The sequence below is a fragment of the Pseudobutyrivibrio ruminis HUN009 genome (assembly GCF_000703005.1).
GTDB lineage: Bacteria > Bacillota > Clostridia > Lachnospirales > Lachnospiraceae > Pseudobutyrivibrio > Pseudobutyrivibrio ruminis_A.
On sequence record NZ_JNLH01000001.1, the window covers coordinates 1,846,285 to 1,867,015 of the forward strand.

15 protein-coding genes, 1 other RNA gene and 1 pseudogene are annotated in these 20,731 nt (G+C 38.9%); 16 read left to right on the top strand and 1 reads right to left on the bottom strand.

Translation table 11 applies throughout. The features are described from left to right. Positions 1-2 precede the first annotated feature (2 nt). From BO15_RS0108280 to gdhA, 3 genes are all read left to right on the top strand, one after another. Complete coding sequence (locus BO15_RS0108280; protein ID WP_033153900.1) at positions 3-1,430, top strand: DUF4340 domain-containing protein; 1,428 nt, start codon at positions 3-5, stop codon at positions 1,428-1,430. Between the two features lie 110 nt (positions 1,431-1,540). Continuing rightward, complete coding sequence (locus tag BO15_RS0108285; protein WP_052169854.1) at positions 1,541-2,641, top strand: AI-2E family transporter; 1,101 nt, start codon at positions 1,541-1,543, stop codon at positions 2,639-2,641. Between the two features lie 123 nt (positions 2,642-2,764). Next, positions 2,765-4,126, top strand: coding sequence for an NADP-specific glutamate dehydrogenase (gene gdhA / locus BO15_RS0108290; protein ID WP_033153901.1), 1,362 nt, complete (start codon positions 2,765-2,767; stop codon positions 4,124-4,126). Between the two features lie 169 nt (positions 4,127-4,295). Here gdhA and BO15_RS12880 read toward each other — a convergent pair. Then, a pseudogene (locus BO15_RS12880) lies at positions 4,296-5,670 on the bottom strand (citrate/2-methylcitrate synthase). A gap of 314 nt (positions 5,671-5,984) precedes the next feature. Here BO15_RS12880 and pckA point away from each other — a divergent pair. The 13 genes from pckA to mraY all read left to right on the top strand — a co-directional run bounded on the left by pckA (position 5,985) and on the right by mraY (position 20,727). Next, a complete protein-coding gene (gene pckA, locus BO15_RS0108300; protein ID WP_033153902.1) occupies positions 5,985-7,598 on the top strand; it encodes a phosphoenolpyruvate carboxykinase (ATP) in 1,614 nt (537 codons plus the stop codon). 136 nt (positions 7,599-7,734) lie between these two features. Further along, positions 7,735-7,917: non-coding RNA, 6S RNA (gene ssrS, locus BO15_RS13515), on the top strand. Between the two features lie 761 nt (positions 7,918-8,678). After that, positions 8,679-9,533, top strand: a complete 855-nt coding sequence (locus tag BO15_RS0108310) for a YihY/virulence factor BrkB family protein (RefSeq protein WP_052169855.1) — start codon at positions 8,679-8,681, stop codon at positions 9,531-9,533. 121 nt (positions 9,534-9,654) lie between these two features. Further along, a complete protein-coding gene (gene queA, locus BO15_RS0108315; RefSeq protein ID WP_033153904.1) occupies positions 9,655-10,692 on the top strand; it encodes a tRNA preQ1(34) S-adenosylmethionine ribosyltransferase-isomerase QueA in 1,038 nt (345 codons plus the stop codon). Positions 10,693-10,788: 96 nt separating this feature from the next. Continuing rightward, positions 10,789-11,844, top strand: coding sequence for a phenylalanine--tRNA ligase subunit alpha (gene pheS, locus BO15_RS0108320; RefSeq protein ID WP_052169856.1), 1,056 nt, complete (start codon positions 10,789-10,791; stop codon positions 11,842-11,844). 15 nt (positions 11,845-11,859) lie between these two features. Beyond that, on the top strand, positions 11,860-14,220 hold the full coding sequence (gene pheT / locus BO15_RS0108325; protein WP_033153905.1) for a phenylalanine--tRNA ligase subunit beta: 2,361 nt from the start codon (positions 11,860-11,862) through the stop codon (positions 14,218-14,220). A gap of 29 nt (positions 14,221-14,249) precedes the next feature. Beyond that, positions 14,250-14,597 (top strand): PilZ domain-containing protein, encoded by a 348-nt coding sequence (locus tag BO15_RS0108330; protein WP_033153906.1) that lies wholly within the window; start codon positions 14,250-14,252, stop codon positions 14,595-14,597. Between the two features lie 21 nt (positions 14,598-14,618). Continuing rightward, a complete protein-coding gene (gene lgt, locus BO15_RS0108335; RefSeq protein WP_033153907.1) occupies positions 14,619-15,500 on the top strand; it encodes a prolipoprotein diacylglyceryl transferase in 882 nt (293 codons plus the stop codon). 244 nt (positions 15,501-15,744) lie between these two features. Beyond that, positions 15,745-16,176, top strand: a complete 432-nt coding sequence (mraZ, locus tag BO15_RS0108340) for a division/cell wall cluster transcriptional repressor MraZ (RefSeq protein WP_033153908.1) — start codon at positions 15,745-15,747, stop codon at positions 16,174-16,176. A 7-nt stretch (positions 16,177-16,183) separates the two neighbouring features. Beyond that, a complete protein-coding gene (rsmH, locus tag BO15_RS0108345) occupies positions 16,184-17,125 on the top strand; it encodes a 16S rRNA (cytosine(1402)-N(4))-methyltransferase RsmH (RefSeq protein ID WP_033153909.1) in 942 nt (313 codons plus the stop codon). A 64-nt stretch (positions 17,126-17,189) separates the two neighbouring features. After that, positions 17,190-17,687: a hypothetical protein gene (locus tag BO15_RS0108350; RefSeq protein WP_033153910.1), complete on the top strand. Its 498-nt coding sequence runs from the start codon at positions 17,190-17,192 to the stop codon at positions 17,685-17,687. 15 nt (positions 17,688-17,702) lie between these two features. Further along, on the top strand, positions 17,703-19,736 hold the full coding sequence (locus tag BO15_RS0108355) for a peptidoglycan D,D-transpeptidase FtsI family protein (RefSeq protein WP_052169857.1): 2,034 nt from the start codon (positions 17,703-17,705) through the stop codon (positions 19,734-19,736). A 43-nt stretch (positions 19,737-19,779) separates the two neighbouring features. Next, positions 19,780-20,727, top strand: a complete 948-nt coding sequence (gene mraY / locus BO15_RS0108360; protein WP_033153911.1) for a phospho-N-acetylmuramoyl-pentapeptide-transferase — start codon at positions 19,780-19,782, stop codon at positions 20,725-20,727. Positions 20,728-20,731: the final 4 nt, after the last annotated feature.

The following is a 20,731-nucleotide window of genomic DNA, read 5'->3' on the forward strand; positions in this document are numbered from 1 at the left end:
AAATGAAAAGAGGAAAAACACTGCTGATTCTATGCGCCATTCTTGTTATTGCAATTGTGGCCATCATAGTTGAAAAGGCGGTAAAGCAACATATCGACACCGTAAATACGATAGATGAAGAAGTATTTACAATTAATGAGGATGACCTGACACAGGTAGAGGTAGAGTATAACGATGACAGTGTGACACTTGTTCAGAATGATTCCACATGGCAGATTTCAGATGATACAGATTTTCCTGTAGATCAGGATTACGTAGCTGATATGCTTTCTTATTTTGAATCGGTACACGCAAGCTTTATTATCGATGACGTAGAGAATTACGCTCAGTATGGATTGGATAGTCCAGAGGCTACCATTACATTTTCTACTGCAGATGGAGACAGCGTTATTACATTCGGTGATTTCTCTACAATCGATGAAAAGCGATATATCTGCGTTGATAAAAAGAGCGTATATCTGATAGATGATGATATCCTACAGTATGTATCTGGTAGCCAAGATGACTTTCTTGATAGAGATGAAGTCTATGATTACTCGCAGGTAACATCGGTTGTAGCATCCGGTGATGGGGAAGCAAATGTTGTATATGATCCTGATGGCGATTACACATATACAGATGACTATGATTTCTATTATGTTGATGGAGATAACTATAGTCCTGTATCAGAGTCCAAGGTAACATCATTTGTAGAAAAGCTATCCTCTATGGATTTGACAGAGTATGAAACTTACAAGGCAACAGATGATGATTTAGCAGAATATGGACTTGATAATCCAACCCTTACAGTAGCAATCACTGGTGAGATTCCTGCAGATGATTCAGATGAGGACGATGATGCTGCAGTAGAGTCACAGACTCAGACAATTTATTTTGCAAAGGCAGATGATGCTGATACAGCATATTTATATTTTGAAGGTTCAACTATCGTATATGCAATAACAGCAGATGATTATGATGATATAGCAGATGTTAGCTATTCAACACTTCGTCCATCAGAAGTTGTTTCTATCGATTGGACCAATGTAGCACAGCTCTCAGTAGATATTGATGACGAAACTTATATTGTAAATGTTGAGTATGATGAGGACGACGGAAATACTTATACAGTTGATGACGAGACAGTAGATTTTGTTACAGCAACATCTCTTATCGATAGTTTATCTTTGACAGAAGTTGGAGATGATTACAGTAAGGGAACAGAAGAGTTGGCATTTGCTATCACTCTTAACGATGAAGATGCTACTGTGGTCAATGTTGTTCTTTATCAGTATGATGGCGATTCATGTGTGGTTGCTGTGGATGGCAAGACTGTTGGTCTTTGCAGCAGGACATCAATGTCTTCACTTCGTGAGGAAATCACAAGCTCTATTTTAAATAAGGGCAAGGAAGTGGAAGAGACAGAAGAGGATTCTACAACAGATGATTAACAACAGATTATAATTATTAAAATTATGTAAAGAAAATGGTTTTCAGATGATTCTGGAAACCATTTTTTGTATACTGAATTAAAAGTATTTTTTACATAAGGAGGAAGTATATGCTGAAAAGGTTCTGGTCATCACTGGATAAGAAGTATGCAAAGATATGCTTATATGCAAGTGTAACTGTTATAGTAACGCTGATTGTGGTATGCCTTTTGTACTGGACTACAGGCTTTTGGTCTAGGTTATGGACTATATTTACGGCAGTGTTAAAGCCTTTGGTTGTAGGTGGAATAATAAGCTTTCTGCTTTCACCAATTGTGGATAGAATCGAAGGATTATTCAGCAGAAAAAAGACTCACAAGTGGGATAGACCGGTTGCTATTTTACTGAGCTTTGTAATTGTGCTTGCTGTTATTGCGTGTATTTTAATCATACTTATTCTTACCATTTACAAGAACATTTCAGCTATTAACTTTGAATCTCTTTTATCAATTGCAGATTTAGTTCAGAGCGATGTGAAAAGCTTGATTTCTACTATAGAGGAGCAGTTGAAAAATATTGGTATTTCCATGAATCAGCTTGGGGGATATGTGACAGGCTTTTTAAGTGGTGTGAAGAATGTTGTTACAACCTTATTCTTTGGCTGCATTTTTTCAGTGTACTTTATGATTGACGGAGCAAGAATCAACAGATACTGGAAGAGAGCATTTAGAATTATCACAAGCAAAAAAGAAGAAGAGCGCTTCGAAAGATTTTGGAGTGATGCGGATAGAATCTTCTCTGGTTATTTGCGAGGCCAGTTTATCGACGCACTTTTGGTTTCTGTTATCACAGGAGTGGTATTTTTAATCCTCGGCATTCCTGATGCTTTATTAATTGCATTGCTTGTAGGTATAGGAAATCTTATTCCTTATGTAGGACCAATTGTGGGGTATGCATCTCTTTTATTGATATGCGTGCCTCAGCAGGCATTTACAGAGCTTATTTCGGGAATAATAGCACTTGTTGTAATTATGATTATTGATGGAAATGTAATTAATCCACGTCTTCTTAGCTCAAATATTAAAATCCATCCACTGCTTGTGGTTGCTGCATTAATAGGTGGAAGTGCTTTGGGAGGATTTGTTGGAATGCTTGTAGCGGTTCCTGTTGCAGCTCTCTTAAAATTGGAATTTGACCGCTTTTTAACAGATAAAGAAAAAGACGCTTTTTAAGTAGAAAATTATGAAAAACTTTATTGCATTAAAGTGCTGAATGCAGTAAAATCTTTTCTAGATTGTGTCGGGTGGCAAGAGTCGGCATTATCTGAACTACATATTCTGAAAGGAGATTTTGTAATGAAATTTAAGAGTAGTTATTTACAGCGTGTCTACGACGGACTTGAGTCTAGAAACGCAGAGCAGAAGGAATTCCTCCAGGCAGTTAGCGAGGTTTTAGAGTCATTAGAGCCAGTTGTAGCTGCAAATCCAAAGCTTGAGGAGCTTGGCGTTATTGAGCGTATCGTTGAGCCAGAGCGTATTATCCAGTTCAGAGTATCTTGGGTTGATGATCAGGGCAAGGTTCAGGTAAACCGTGGATACAGAGTTCAGTTTAATTCAGCCATCGGACCATACAAGGGAGGTCTTAGACTTCACCCTTCAGTAAACTTATCAGTTATTAAGTTCTTAGGCTTCGAGCAGATTTTCAAGAACTCACTTACAACACTTCCAATCGGTGGTGGTAAAGGTGGTTCTGACTTCGATCCTAAGGGCAAGTCAGATATGGAAATCATGAGATTCTGTCAGTCATTCATGACAGAGCTTGCAAAGCATATCGGTGCAGACACAGACGTTCCAGCTGGTGATATCGGTGTTGGTGCTCGCGAAATCGGTTATATGTACGGTCAGTACAAGAGACTTCGCAACGAGTTCACAGGTGTTCTTACAGGTAAGGGACTTTCTTACGGCGGTTCACTTGCTCGTACACAGGCAACAGGTTACGGCGTATGCTACTTCACACAGGAAATGCTTAAGTCTACAAAGGGCGAGTCATTCGAGGGTAAGACAGTAGCAGTTTCAGGTGCTGGAAACGTTGCTATCTACGCTATCGAAAAGGCATATCAGCTTGGCGCTAAGCCAGTTACATGTTCTGATTCTACAGGTTGGATTTATGATCCAGAGGGAATCGACCTTGACCTTCTTAAGGAAGTAAAGGAAGTTAAGAGAGCACGTCTTTCTGAGTACGCTGCAGCTAGACCATCAGCTGAGTACCACGAGAAGAAGAACGGTGAGCACGGTGTATGGCAGTACAAGGTAGACATCGCTCTTCCATGTGCTACACAGAATGAGCTTAACGAAGAAGATGCAAAGATGCTTATCGCTAACGGCGTTACAGCAGTTTCAGAAGGTGCTAACATGCCTTCTACTCCAGAAGCTGTTGCAGCATTCCAGGCAGCTGGAGTTCTCTTTGGACCAGCTAAGGCTGCAAACGCAGGTGGTGTTGCTACATCAGCTCTTGAGATGTCACAGAACTCTGAGAGACTTCACTGGACATTCGAAGAAGTTGATTCTAAGCTTAAGGGAATCATGGAAGGAATCTTCCATGCATGTGATGATGCTGCTAAGAAGTACGGCATGGAAGGCAACTTCGTTGCAGGTGCAAATATCGCAGGCTTCGAAAAAGTTGCTGATGCTATGATGGCACAGGGTATTGCATATTAATTAAATGACGAAAATCTCCTGTTACGGCAACAAGCATTATATTTCTACGCTCGACAACATGTCTCGCTTAAGAAATATAATAGCTTGTTACCTACAGGAGATTTTCTGTTTTTCTAAGATAAAAAATAAAGCTAGTCATGAGTATTCATGGCTAGCTTTATTTTACGGTTTAATCTACTTTACGGTCTTCTATTGGAATGTATTTCTTGTGTGGGCATACTGTCATGTATGCAGGACGCATGATTTTGCCCTTGTGGCAAACTTCTTCCATACGGTGAGCACTCCAACCAGCGATACGAGCAATGGCGAAAATAGGAGTGAAGAGCTCTCCAGGAATACCAAGCATCTGATAAACGAAGCCTGAGTAGAAATCTACGTTTGGTGAAACACCTTTGTAAATCTTGCGTTCCTCGGCAATTATCTTTGGAGCAAGACGAGCGACTGTTTCGTAGAGGTTGTATTCCTTTTCCATGCCCTTTTCAACGGCAAGCTTTTCTACGAAAGAGTGGAAGGTGATGGCACGAGGATCAGATACTGAGTAAATAGCATGACCCATACCATAGATGAGACCAGCGTTGTCAAAGGCTTCACCGTGAAGCAATGCACGCAAATATGTGCTGACTTCCTCCTCATCTTCCCAGTCCTTTAAGTGTGCTTTCATGTCTTCGAACATGCGGACAACCTTTATATTGGCACCACCATGCTTTGGTCCCTTAAGAGAACCAAGAGCAGCTGCGATGGCAGCGTAAGTATCTGTTCCAGATGAAGAAACAAGGTGAGTGGTGAAGGTAGAGTTGTTACCACCACCGTGTTCCATATGAAGGATAAGAGCTACATCAAGTAGCTTTGCTTCAAGTGGGGTGAATTTGCTATCAGGTCTCAGACAATGAAGAATATTCTCTGCTGTAGAGTATTCTGGTTTTGGCTGATGAATGATTAATGATGCATCATTATAGTAATAGTCGTAAGCAGCGTAACTGTATACTGACAACAATGGGAAGTTGGCAATCAATTGCAAACATTGTCTAAGTACGTTTGGCTCTGATGTATCATCTGCCTTGTCATCATTTGAATATAATGCAAGTACTGATCTTGCAAGTGAGTTCATCATATCCTTTGATGGACTCTTCATAATCATATCTCTAACAAAGTTTGGTGGAAGAGAGCGATAGCTTGCAAGAAGAGTTTTGAATTCTTCTAACTGTTCTTTTGTTGGGAGAGTACCAAACAATAATAAATATGTACACTCTTCAAATCCAAAATGCTGCTCTGATGGAAGATTCTTAACTAAATCTTGAACATTGTAGCCTCTATAAAAAAGCTGACCATCACAAGGAACCTCTTTTCCGTCTACAAATTTCTTTGAGTTAACCTCAGATATTTCGGTGATACCAACAAGTACACCCTTACCATTAAGATCTCGAAGACCTCTTTTGACATCATAGGTTGTATATAATTCAGGATCTATATATGAGGATTTTTTTAGAAAGCTCCGCTAGCTTTTCAAGCTCTGGAGTTATCTCGCTGAAATTATCAATTGCCATAAACATTTTCCTCCTTATATATCTTGGGTTCAGTTTCACACTTTAGTTTACTAAACTGTCATTTATAACTCAAGGTTTATTGTGACATTTTTTTCAACAAGATTTCAAGAAAATATGGGCATATTTAAGAAAAAATTAATACATGGCAATCTGCTAAAAAATATCTCAGAAAATTGTACAGATTTGAAAACAATTTTTGCTCAAAAAGATTGACTTTATTTTAACGAAAATTTAAAATGATAATCAGCGAAAATTAGTTTTTATCCCAATAAAGGAAGACTAATTAAATAAATTAGAAAAGTGAGGTAAGACAGATGGCTAATGTTGATTTGACAAAGTATGGTATCACAGGGGCAACAGATGTTGTTTATAACCCTTCATACGAGCAGTTGTTTGAAGACGAGACAAAATCAGATCTTACAGGCTATGAAGTAGGTAAAGTTACAGAGCTTGGCGCTGTAAATGTTATGACAGGTATTTATACAGGTCGTTCACCTAAAGACAAATTTATCGTAATGGATGAGACATCAAAGGATACAGTATGGTGGACAACTCCAGAATATCCTAATGACAACCACCCAGCTTCAGAGGAAGCATGGAAGGCATGTAAGGAACTTGCAGTTAAGGAACTTTCTAATAAGAAACTCTACGTTGTAGATGGTTTCTGCGGAGCTAACAAGGACACACGTCTTGCAGTTAGATTTATTATGGAAGTTGCTTGGCAGGCACACTTTGTAAAGAACATGTTCATCCGTCCTACAGAGGAAGAGCTTGCAAACTTTGAGCCAGATTTCATCGTTTACAATGCATCAAAGGCTAAGGTTGAGAACTTCAAGGAGCTTGGACTTAACTCTGAGACAGCAGTTCTTTTCAACGTAACAAGCAAAGAGCAGGTTATTCTTAATACATGGTATGGTGGAGAGATGAAGAAGGGGCTCTTCTCTATGCAGAACTACTTCCTTCCACTTAAGGGCATGGCTTCAATGCACTGCTCAGCTAACACAGACATGGATGGAAAGCACACAGCTATTTTCTTCGGTCTTTCTGGTACAGGTAAGACTACACTTTCTACTGATCCAAAGCGTCTCCTTATTGGTGATGATGAGCACGGTTGGGATGACAACGGTGTATTCAACCTTGAGGGTGGATGCTATGCAAAGGTTATCGGACTTGACAAAGAGTCTGAGCCAGATATCTACAACGCAATCAAGAGAAATGCTCTTCTTGAGAACGTTACAGTTGCTGATGATGGCAAGATTGATTTTGATGACAAGAGCGTTACAGAAAACACTCGTGTATCTTACCCAATCGAGTTCATCGATAAGATTGCACAGAAGGTAAACAAGGTTTCTTCTGGTCCAGATGCTGACAATGTTATCTTCCTTTCAGCAGATGCATTCGGAGTACTTCCTCCAGTGTCTATCCTTACACCAGAGCAGACAAAGTATTACTTCCTTTCAGGATTTACAGCTAAGCTTGCTGGTACAGAGCGTGGTATCACAGAGCCAACACCTACATTCTCAGCTTGCTTCGGACAGGCATTCCTTGAGTTACATCCTACAAAGTATGCTGAGGAGCTTGTTAAGAAGATGGAGAAGTCTGGTGCAAAGGCTTACCTTGTTAACACAGGTTGGAACGGAACAGGTAAGAGAATCTCTATCAAAGATACAAGAGGTATCATTGATGCAATCCTTTCTGGTGATGTTCTTAAGGCACCTACAAAGAAGATTCCATTCTTCGATTTCGAAGTACCAACAGAGCTTCCAGGAGTTGATCCAGCAATCCTTGATCCAAGAGATACATATGCAAATGCTTCTGAGTGGGAAGAGAAGGCTAAGGACTTAGCTTCTCGTTTCCAGAAGAACTTCAAGAAGTATGAGACAAACGAAGCTGGTAAGGCACTTGTTTCTGCAGGTCCACAGTTATAGAATATAATCTATATTTAAAAAATAATGGTCCAGAGTTAAAAAACACTCTGGACCTGTTTTTGTGAAAAATCAGTTCTTTATTTTATCACAAATCTGTTGTAATATAATTGCAGGTAGTAAACATACCGACTTTATTTCTAACCTGGGATGTACGATTTAACTTATCCTTTTTGAACCTACATTTACTTTAAACGGAATGCCTATATTTCTAATTGGCTGTCAGGCCTTCATTGCGCAGAGGAAGACAAAAAATTAGTTGCGGCGATCCACCTAGCTAGAGCTAGGAGTCAATTGATAGGCCCGGCACTCTGGGTTAGATTCTTTAGAATTTAAAACACCTTGTGTATCACAGGGTGTTTTTATTTTGCGTTTAAACTACTCCCCGTCACCAATGAGATTGAATGCAGCTCCCTGACCCTCTTGCAAGCCGTGGTCCCCTGGCTCCCCTTGGGACGATTTCGCGAATATTATAGTTTTTCTTGGTGCAAAAGGTGAGCATACTGCAGGTGTCTTGTTGCGGGATGAATTTTTTCTGAATCTGTATAAGCTAGGACGGACACTAAAAAATAATAATATGGATTTCCAAAGCTATGGTACCTTGGGTTCATATTACATTCGCTAAGTAGAACTAAAAAAGAGATATTCGTATGGATAAGCACCGCGGCACATTCAACGTCCTGTTTCAAGTGACCACTGCTGCCGCCGTCCTAGCGGCAGCTGCTTATCCATATCAAATATCTCTTTTTGTTCTACTAAGTTCATTCCAAAATCACCCAAAGGTATCCATAGTTTTGGAAATCCATATCTTAACCAAGAATTGTGTGTCCGTCCATAGAAATACAGATTCAGAAAATGTACAGACCTGCAAAAGACACCTGCAATTATAGTATGCGAATCTTGCACCTTAGAAAAACATAATATTCATGCGATGTCCCAGGGGGAGCCAGGGGGCCACGGCCTGCTAGGGGGCAGGGAGCTGGAGTCATTGTGTGAAAATGACGGGGAGTAGTTTAAATACATATTAAACTCTTTTAAAAGGAGCGCGGGTTTGGTAAAATTTGGGATTAAGAGGAGATTTTTATGTGGACATTTTTAGGTTATGGAAAAACTTATTTAGATAAATGCGGAAGGGATAATATTGGGGCGTATGCGGCCCAGACGGCGTACTTTATGATTATGTCGGCAATTCCGTTTATGATGCTTTTGGTGTGGATAGCAGGGTATGTTCCTTCTATAAATGAGTACATGAATGAACTTGTTTTTGATGTGCTTCCTGAGACATTTCTGCCATATGTGGAAAGAATTATCAGGCTAGTTACACAGGCTTCTGTTGGTGCGATTTCTATTTCAGCAGTAATGGCTATCTGGTCTTCTGGTAAAGCTTTTCAGAACCTTATGGTCGGCCTTAATCAGGTAAACAAAATAGAAGAGACTAGAAATTGGTTTGGAAGACGATTGAGAGCTATATTTTATACACTTGTATTGTTGTTTGTTATTGTTGTAATTATGCTTATGCTGGTATTTACACAGAAGCTTCAGTACTATGCTAAAAACTATTATGGTTTCCTTGCGTATGTTGTGGGCATTCGACCATTATTTAGAGGCATATTTGTATTTATCTTTTTGGTTATCGTATTTACGTTTTTGTTTACAGTGTTGCCGAATAAAAACCTATCATTCTTTAGCCAGTTGCCTGGCGGTGTTATATGTGCAGCTAGCTGGTATGTATTCAGTATGTTGCTTGCTATATGGGTTAAGATATTCAATAACTTTTCTATGTATGGCGCATTTGCAACTATGATGATGTTTATGTTTTGGCTGTATTTTTGTATGTATTTCATGCTGATGGCTGCTGAGGCTAATGTATTTTTTGAAGAAGCCTTTGGATTGGCGTGGACTAATTTTAAAAGGAAAATTAAAGAAGGATCTCTATAAAAAGAAGGGCAGTGATTAATCACTGTCCCTTTTTTTTTATTTTTGTATTAGATTTTTGATTATAAGGTGCTTTTATGCTATTATCTATTGGAAAAATAAGATTTAGTATTAAGGATTTATCATGAAAGTTAAGGATTTTGATTACGATCTTCCTGAGGAACTTATTGCTCAGGATCCACTAGAAAAAAGAAGTAATTCAAGGCTTATGGTCTTGGATAAAAATACTGGAGAAATAATTCATCGTCATTTCTATGACATCAAAGACTATTTAAAGCCAGGTGATTGTCTGGTTATCAATAACACAAAAGTTATCCCAGCAAGATTATATGGAGCTAGAGTTGGTTCTGGCGGAAAAGTCGAGATTCTCCTTTTAAAGCGTATTAGCGACAATCAGTGGGAGTGTCTTGTAAAACCAGGTAAAAAAGCTCGCCCAGGAATGGAAATTTCATTTGGTGATGGCCTTTTAGTTGGAAAGATTATCGATATTGTTGATGAGGGCAATCGTATTATTGAGTTTTCTTATGATGGAATTTTTGAGGAGATTCTTGATAAGTTAGGAGAGATGCCACTTCCACCATACATTACTCACAAGCTTAAGGATAGAGACAGATATCAGACTGTTTATGCAAAATATGATGGTTCAGCAGCTGCACCTACAGCAGGCCTTCATTTCACACCAGAGCTTCTTGAGGAAGTAAAGGCTATGGGAGTTAAGATTGCAGAGGTTACGCTACATGTAGGTCTTGGTACATTTCGTCCTGTAAAGGAAGAGGAAGTACTTGATCATCATATGCATTCTGAGTACTATGAGCTCAACCAGGAAGCCTGCGATATTATTAATGAAACAAAGGCTAATGGTGGCAGAATTATTTCTGTTGGAACAACAAGTACACGTACCCTTGAGTCTGCAGCTGAGGCTGGAAAGCCTCTTACACCAAAGAGTGGATGGACTCAGATTTTTATTTATCCTGGATATGAGTTTAAGGTAATAGATGGACTTATCACTAATTTCCATTTACCACAGTCTACACTTATTATGCTTGTTTCGGCTTTGGCAGGCAGAGAGCATGTGCTTAAAGCATACGAAGAAGCAGTTCAGGAAAGATATAGATTTTTCTCATTTGGAGATGCAATGTTAATTACAGATTTATCTAAATAATTACGCGCATTTTCCTTGAATTCAAGAGGAATAAAAGCTAAAATTTTGATTTAGTAGTATTGGCCGCGGGCCAAAATTTAGTTTACGGAGGAAGCCATGATAGATATCATATCTGAATTGAGCACAAAGTTTGAAGAAGAGCTTCAGAACATCAAAAACTCTGAAGAGCTTGAAAATATACGTGTTTCATACTTAGGTAAAAAAGGTAGTGTTACAGCTGCAATGAAGGAAATGGGCAAGCTTTCTGCTGAGGAAAAGAAAGAATTTGGCCAGAAAATTAACGTATTAAAGAATACTGTTGCTGACAAGATTGCTGAGAAGAAGGAAGAAATCGCAGCACTTGAGCTTCAAAGAGAAATTGACAAGGTTCCTGAGTTTGATATTTCACTTCCAGAGCACTTTGAGCAGGGAAGTTATCATCCAATCACACTTGTACAGCGTCAGTGTGAAACTATCTTTAAGTCTATGGGCTTCACTGTTGAAGATTATAGCGAAGTAGTTACTGACTATGAGTGTTTTGAATCTGTTAATATTCCAAAGTATCACCCAGCTCGTGATATGCAGGATACATATTATCTTGAAAATGGACAGCTTCTTAAGTCTCAGACAACAGCCGCGCAGAACGCTATCTATAAAAAATATCGTAAGCAGCTTATCGAGGATGGCACACCTATCAAGGCTATTTTCCCAGGACGTTGCTTCAGAAATGAAGCTACTGATGCTTGCCATGAAAACACATTCTTCCAGATGGAAGGAGTTATGGTTGGAAAAGATATTTCTATTTCAAATCTTATCTACTTCATGAAGACTATGCTTTCAGAAGTATTTAGACGCGACATAAAGGTTCGCCTTCGTCCAGGATTTTTCCCATTTGTGGAGCCTGGTTTCGAGCTTGATATTAACTGCCTTAACTGTGGCGGTAAGGGATGCCCATCATGCAAGCACTCTGGATGGCTTGAGCTTTGCCCATGTGGTATGGTTCATCCAAAGGTTCTTGAAGAGGGTGGTATCGATCCTGACAAGTACACAGGCTTTGCCTTTGGCCTTGGTCTTACAAGACTTGCAATGATGAAATACGGAATTAAAGACATTCGTGATCTGAACAGCGGTAATCTTTCAAGCTTAGCTCAGTTCACTGATGATGAGCAGTAAGGGAGGACTATAACCATGTTTATTTCAATGAATTGGATCTCTGATTTCGTTGACCTTGAAGGTCTCGACAAGATGGAGCTTATTTCAAAGTTCTCTCTTGCAACAGCAGAGGTTGAAAATGATATTTTTCATAAAGGCGAGGATTTATCTGGTGTTGTTGTTGCTGAAATCAAATCAGTAGAAGAACATCCAGAATCAAAGAAGCTTCACCTTCTTAAGGTTGATGCTGGTGATGGAAAGCTTACAGATGTTGTTTGTGGCGCACCTAATGTACGCGTTGGTATGAAGACAGCATTTGCCAAGGTAGGAGCACAGATTGGTGACATCACAATCGCTCCAAGACCACTTGCTGGTTACGACTCATTCGGTATGTGCTGCTCTGAAAAGGAAATCGGCATTTCTGATAATAATGACGGTATCATGGACATTCTTGATGACGCTCCAAACGGAACAGACATCAAGGATTTATATGAAATCGATGACATTATCTTCGAGGTTGATAATAAGTCACTTACAAACCGTCCTGACCTTTGGGGACACTATGGAATCGCTCGAGAGTTTGCTACAATCGCAAAGCGTCCTCTCAAGGAGCTTCCAACACTTGATCTTAGCAAATATGACAATCTTGAAAAGATTGATTTAAAAATAGAAGATGAGCTTTGCCAGAGATATTCATCATTAAAGGTAGAGAACATCAATACAAATGTTGCTCCTGTAAACATGCGTATCAGACTTTTCTACTGTGGCATGAGAGCAATCAATCTTCTTGCCGATCTTACAAACTACATCATGCTTGAAATGGGACAGCCTATGCATGCATTCGATTCACGTAAGGTTGAAAAGATTCGTATCAAGAGATTCGACAAGCCTTTCACTTTTACAACTCTTGATGGTGTTGAAAGAAATATCGACGAGAACACTCTTATGATTTGCAACGACAACACACCTGTTGCTATTGCAGGTATCATGGGTGGTCTTGATTCAGAAATTGTTGAAGATACAACTACACTTACTCTTGAATCAGCTACATTCAATGCTGCTTCTATTAGAAAGAGTGCAGTTCGCCTTTCTCACAGAACAGATGCTTCAGCTCGTTATGAAAAGAGCCTTGATCCAGAGATGACTACAGTTGCAATCGCTCGTTTTATGAAGCTTCTTTCTGATATTGATGACGGTGTAAAGGTTGTATCCGCATTAACAGACGAATATGCATTCCACTATCCACATATAGCTCTTGATTTTGATAAGGATTTTGTGGATAAGTACACAGGAATTGAAATCAGTGATGAGCATATTGTGGATACACTTACATCACTTGGTTTTGGAGTATCACAGGATGGATCAAACTTCCATGTAGATGTTCCTTCATATCGTGCTACAAAGGATATTAGCCTTAAGGCAGATATTATCGAAGAAATCACACGTATCTATGGCTATGATAACTTCGAGCTTTCTACAACAAATGCACCTCTTTACCCAGTTCGCATGGCAGAGGATAAAAACGTTGAAGATAGAATAAAGGATATCCTTGTTAAGAGATTTCAGCTTCACGAGGTTCATTCTTATGTATGGCAGTATGCTGATGAATACAAGAAGCTTGGTATGGAAGTAGAGGAGAACATTAAGCTTGCTAATTCTACAAACCCTAATATCGAAACACTTCGTCGTTCAATCATTCCTACTCAGCTTTGCCAGGTAAATTACAACACTGGTTATGCTACTGACTTTGGTATTTTCGAAGTTGGTCGTGTAGTTGAAGGATTAAAGGAAGATGGACTTTGCGATGAGCACAAAAAGCTTTGTATCACATTATTCTCAAAGACAAAGTCGCTTGAGACTCTTTACTTTGAACTTCGCGATATGATTGCTGAGACAATCGATGATGTAAGACACAAGGCTCTTACATACAAGAAACTTGAGGCTACTCACTCATACGAGCATCCAAAGAACCTCTATAGCTTAGTTCTTGATGATGCGGTTATTGGTGAGATGGGCGTTGCTCACCCACTTGTTTCAAAGAAAATTGATAAGAAGGCAGCTATCGTATTTGCGGAAATCGACATTGAAGCACTTGCTGCTATTAAGCAGGAGAATATTTCATATGTTGAGCCTTCAAAATACCCTTCAATTGAAGTAGATTTATCATTTGTAGCAGAGAAATTTTCTGAGATAAATGATACAATAAAAGAGAGCGCACAGAGTATATTGAAAAAGGTCGGAGTTGTCGATGTATATTCTGATAGCACCGGAAAGTCAATTACAGTTAGACTTCTCTTTGGCGATGATGAGAGAACTCTTACACATGATGAAGTTCAGAAAGTAGTTGACGATATAATTGAAAAGCTTAAGAATAAAGGTATAAATCTTAAGATGTAATCTACAAATAAGGTTGGGAGGTCAGGAGCATGGAAGAGAAGAGAAAAAATAAGCGTTTGGATATTGATGTAAAGGTTGAAATCGAGCGTATTGATGAGGCTAACATTACCACTGTTAAATATATGGAGGTAGAAGTTACCAATATCTCAAAGACTGGTTTAGCTTTTAGAGTAAAAGATGTTGAATTTGAAGAGGGTGCATGTTTTGATGCTAGAATTCAGATTTGGACAAAAGAAACAATCGATACTGTATTCAAGGTTGTTCGTGTAAACAAGTTGGAAGACGGTATGTATGAGTATGGATGTATTTTTGTTGGAATGACAGATACTGATGCGCTCAAGATTGAAATCTATCAGCTTTTTAACGATGCAGAGTAATTATAAACAGGGAGAATTGCTGTGAATACAAGTATTATTTTCCCTAATTTGCATATTACATTGGATAATGTTGGAAAAGGATTCTATATTGGATCCTTTTTCATTGCTTTTTACGGAGTTATTATCGCAATTGGTATGCTGGTTGGGGTAGGTTTTATTTTAAAAGAAGCAAAGAGAGTTGGATTTGATGAGGATTCATTCTTAGATATATGCATAATCACTATCATTGTTGGCGTTATTGGTGCTCGCCTGTACTATGTTATATTTGCATGGGATTACTACAAAGACAATCCTATTAGTGCTCTTAACATCAGGCAGGGTGGTCTTGCTATTTATGGCGGTGTGCTTGCTGGTATAGCATGTGTGTACATACTTTCCAAAAGAAAAAAGCTTGATTTTCTTAAGGTGATGGATGTTGCTATATTTGGTGTAATCATTGGCCAAATCTTTGGTAGATGGGGCAATTTCTTTAACAGAGAAGTATTTGGACAGTATACAGACGGCTTGTTTGCAATGTTACTTCCTATTGATGCTATTCGTTCTCAGAGTGATGTTACAGCTGAAATGCTTGCAAATCTTGTGCAGATTGATGGTGTTACTTATATTAGTGTTCATCCTACATTCTTGTATGAATCGCTATGGAATCTTGGACTTTTGATATTCTTGCTTCTTACCAGAAAAAAGAAGACATTTAATGGATATGTTTTCTTTACCTATTTGATCGTGTATGGCGCTGGCCGCTTCTGGATAGAAGGAGTTAGGACAGATCAGCTGAAGCTTTGGGGAACAAATCTTGCGGTATCTCAGTTGATAGCTGGTGCATGTATTGTTATTGGCAGTGGATTATTTATTTACTATAAAAAGAATCATCCACTTTCCACCCCAAAGGAGTTAAATTCATAATAAATTGTATTTTTTTTAAGACATTGGAGTTTCCAATGTCTTTTTTTGTGCCATTTTTTATAAAAATATGCACTTTTTGTGGTCTGACCCTCCACTTCATACCACATATAGAAAATGCCGAAAAACATTGATTTTTCACGGTTTTTGGGTTGCGCAATGAAGGAAAATAGTATAAAATGTATTTAAAAGTGGAGGAAAGTGGAAGAAAAGTGTCACAAAGTGGTGGAAAGGAGGAACGGCTTTCATGTTCATGGGTGAATACAGTCACAATATAGACGCCAAGAATCGTCTTATTATGCCTGCAAAGTTTCGTGAACAGTTAGGAGAGCACTTCGTAGCCACCAAAGGACTTGATGGATGCTTATTCGTTTATCCTATGAGCGAATGGAAAACCATCGAAGAAAAATTTAGAGAGATTCCACTTACCACCAAAGATGCTAGAAAGTTCTCTCGTTTCTTCTTTGCAGGAGCGGCAGAATGCGATATCGACAAACAGGGAAGAGTTCTTATTCCTGGTAACCTTAAGGAATACGCAGGAATTGATAAGGAAGTTGTTTCTGTTGGTGTCTTGAACAGAATTGAAATCTGGTCTAAGGAGAGATGGACAGATGAAGGCACCTACGATGATATGGATGAGATAGCAGAACACATGGCTGAGCTTGGCCTTGGAATTTAGGAGTCAAATGGAATTTAATCATTATTCAGTTCTCTTAAATGAGACAATTGATAATTTGAATATTAAGCCTGACGGAATCTACGTTGACGGAACACTGGGAGGCGGTGGTCATTCTTATGAAATAGCAAAGCGTCTTACCACAGGTCATCTTTATGGATTTGATCAGGATACAGATGCTTTAGCAGCTGCTGGTGAAAGACTTAAAGAGTTTGGTGATAAAGTTACAAGAATTCACAGCAACTATGAATTCATGAAAGAAAAGCTACTGGAGCAGGGCGTCACTAAAGTAGATGGAATCATGCTTGATCTTGGAGTATCAAGCTTCCAGCTAGATGAAGCAGATAGAGGCTTCACATATAGAGTTGATGATGCACCACTTGATATGAGGATGGACAAAGATAATCCTATGACGGCAGCTGATATAGTAAATACTTATTCAGCTGAGGATTTGACTAGAGTCCTGTTTACATACGGCGAGGAAAAATTTTCCAAGCAAATTGTTAAAAACATTATTAAACAGCGAGAAATCGCACCAATACTTACAGCCGGACAGTTAAATAAAATAATAGCTGAAAGTATTCCGAAGAAAGCTCAGGTAGGTCAGGGACATCCTTCTAAAAGAACCTACCAGGCGCTTCGAATTGAGCTCAACAGAGAGCTGACAGTTTTGGAAGACCACATCGATGACATGATCGATTTGCTTAATCCAGGTGGAAGGTTATGTATCATTACTTTCCATTCATTGGAAGATAGAATCACGAAAGTGGCATTTAAAAGAAATGAAGACCCATGCACATGTCCAAAGGATTTTCCTGTTTGTGTATGTGGTAAGAAATCAAAAGGTAAGGTGGTTACGAGAAAGCCAATCTTGCCTAGTGAGAAGGAGCTGGAAGAAAATTCCAGATCAAAGAGCGCAAAGCTCAGGGTTTTTGAGAAAAAAGATAGCTAATCGGATAAGACAATAGTAATGGGGAATAATGCTAGTTTTAATTGCAAGAATGAGGAGTTAGAGAATGCAACAGTTACAGACATATTATTACAACCAGGGAAATGCAGTACGCAAGGAAGTTGATCCTTACGCACAGCCATATCGTCCAGTTCGTGTTTTACCTACAAGAGAACAGCGCGAGCGTGAGAAGCGCGAGGATGCTATTCGCCGTCAGAAGATTACAGACAGAAAGCGCGCAGCTGCACTTAGAAAGAACAGATTATTAACTGGTTATATGATTGTAGCAGTTATGTTGACATGCGTTATGCTTGTTGGTTATGTAGCATTACAGACAAACGTTACAACTAGAATGAGCAGAATCGCAGATTTGGAAAATGAGCTTTCTACTTTAAATGCTGATAACAGCGCAGCAGAAAGCAGAATTGCAACTACTACCAACCTTACAGATATTAAGGATAAAGCCATAAATGACCTTGGTATGGTGTATGCAACTAGCGGCCAAATAGTGTATTATAGTGTAGATGGTTCAGACTACATGTCACAGTACCAGGATATTCCATAAGAATAGAGATACAAAATGGCTGAGAATAAAAGACGAAGAATAAAACCGAATAATAAAATTTTAAAAAGAATGCAACGCAAGCTCTGGGTAGTATTTGGAATTGTTTGTATTCTTTTTGTCGTTCTGATAGGCAGAGTAATGTACATTCAGCACACCAGTGGTGATAAATACGAAAAGATTGTACTTGCTCAACAAGATTACGATAGTACAACCATTCCTTTTCAGAGAGGCAATATCATTGATGCTAGAGGAACAGTTCTTGCTACAAGCGTAGATGTTTACAATGTAATTTTGGATTGTAAGGTTCTTAATGCAAATGAAGACGCTATCAGCACTACAATCAGTGCAATCACAGAATGTTTTGATGAGATAGATGCTGACACAATCAAAACACAGCTTTCAGACAATCCAACATCTCAATATTATATTCTTGCCAAGAAAGTTTCATATGAAGAGATGGCAGCTTTCGAAGAACTTAAAACAACAGAATCCTACAAAGGTAAGGTTTTTGGAATTTGGTTTGAAAAGGAATATATTAGACAGTATCCATATGGCAGCCTGGCTGCAGCTACAATAGGATATGCCAGCAGCGGTAATGTGGGTGTTATCGGTCTGGAAAATAAATATTCCAGTGTGCTTAATGGCGTCAACGGTCGTACTTATGGCTATTTAAATTCCGACAGCAACCTTGAACAGACCACAATCGATGCAACAAATGGAAATAACATTGTTCTTTCTTTGGATGTAAATATCCAGACAATAGTTGAGAAGGCTGTTGAGGATTGGAACAATGAAACAATGACAGCATATAATGCAGAGCACCCTGATGAGCCAGAATCTTTTGGTTCTAAACACACGGCAGTGCTTGTTATGAATCCTAACAATGGCGAGATTCTTGCCATGGCTCAGTATCCTACATTCGATTTGAACAATCCTAGAGATTTGACAGGTTATTATTCAGACGAAGATTTGGAAGTGATGACTACCGATGAAAAGATGGATGCATTGAACCAAATCTGGCAGAATTTCTGCATTACATATACATACGAGCCAGGTTCTACTTTCAAGCCGTTCACTGTTGCAATGGGACTTGAGACAGGAGCTCTTACAGGAGATGAGACATACTATTGTGATGGTGGTGAAATGATTACTGGCTATCCAAAACTTGTAAAGTGTGTCGCATATAGAAGCGGTGGACATGGTACACAGACTATTGCTGATGCACTTTCAAATTCTTGCAACGATGCCTTGATGCAGATGGTTAGAGTTATTGGACCGGAAACATTTGCTGATTATCAATCAATTTTTGGCTTTGGCCAAAAGACAGGTATTGACCTTACAGGAGAGGCTAGTACAGCAGGCCTTATTTATAGTGAAGAGGATTTGAATTCTGCAATCAATCTTGCGACAAATTCATTCGGCCAGAACTTTAATACTACAATGGTGCAGTTGGCAAGTGGCTTTAGTTCACTTATTAATGGTGGATATCTCTATGAGCCTCACCTTGTTACAAAGATTACCGACCCTAACGGTAATACAGTAGAAGAAGTTGAACCTACTATTTTAAAGAGAACCATTTCAGAGGAGACTGGAGATCTTCTTAAAAGCTACCTTGAGTATGTAGTTTCTGATGGTACAGGAAAGACAGCTGGTGTTGATGGATATAGAATTGGTGGTAAAACAGGTACTGCCGAGAAACTTCCTCGTGGAAATCATAAATATTTAGTTTCATTTATAGGCTTCGCACCTGCTGATAATCCACAGGTTGTAGTTTATGTAATTGTTGATGAACCTGGCGTTGGTGCTGTTGGTAATAATCAGGCCCACAGTAGTTTCGCTCAGCAGATTTGTCATAATATATTTGAACAGATTCTTCCGTACATGGGAATCGAATCTTCTTTGACAGAGGAAGAGGAAGCTGCGGCTGCAGCTAGTCTTACTGAGGCAGCTCAGGCAACAGAAGACGAAGGTGGAACAGAGGATACACCTGAAGGCTCAGAATCCACAGCAGATCCTTCTGAGACTCCTGAAGTCGAAGAGGAAGAATAGAGATTTATTAGAGAATTATAAGTTAGAGAATTGGAGTTTTATTATGTTAGAAGTTTTTTTACCAATGTTGGTATCTTTTATTATTGTGCTTATTTTAGGACCAATATGCATACCTGTTTTAAGACGTCTCAAGATGGGAAACACTGAGAGAGAGTATATCAAAGAGCACAAGGTAAAAAATGGAACACCTTCTATGGGTGGAATAATGATTCTTATTGCATTTGCGATTGTTGGCCTTTATTTTGCACCAAAGGCACCTCATATTTATCCAATTGTATTGTTGACATTAGGCTTTGGTGTTTTAGGTTTTGTTGATGATTTGTTAAAGGCTCTCAAGAAAAGCTCAGACGGCTTAAAGGCTTGGCAGAAAATGCTTGGTCAGATTGGTCTTACAATTGGCTTTGCTGTATATATGGTTAAGTTTTCAGATGTATCGCTTGAACTTAGAATTCCTGTTACAGGAGCATTCGTTGATATTAGTTGGCTTGCAGTAGCGCTTCTGTTTCTTGCAGTTCTTGGTACAGTAAACGGTGCTAACTTTACAGATGGTATGGACGGCCTTGCTACTTCTGTAACTCTTGCAATTGCAGCATTTTTTGGTGTTGCATCTATTCAGCTTTATTCAGATATTACTCCAGCAATTGCGGCTATGATTGGAGCTTTGTTTGGATTTTTAATGTTTAATGTTCATCCAGCGAAAATTTTTATGGGCGACACAGGCTCTTTAGCACTTGGTGCTTTTGTTGTTAGTTGCGCATATATGCTTCAGATGCCTATATTTATTATTATTGTTGCTATTATCTACTTAGTAGAAGTTCTATCAGTAATTTTACAGGTAGGTTATTTCAAACTTACCCATGGTAAACGAATCTTCAGAATGGCACCAATTCATCATCACTATGAATTAGGTGGCTGGTCAGAGGTAAAGGTAGTTGCAGTATTTACTACAGTTACTATTTTCTTATGCGTACTTGCATACTACATGGTCTAAAGGG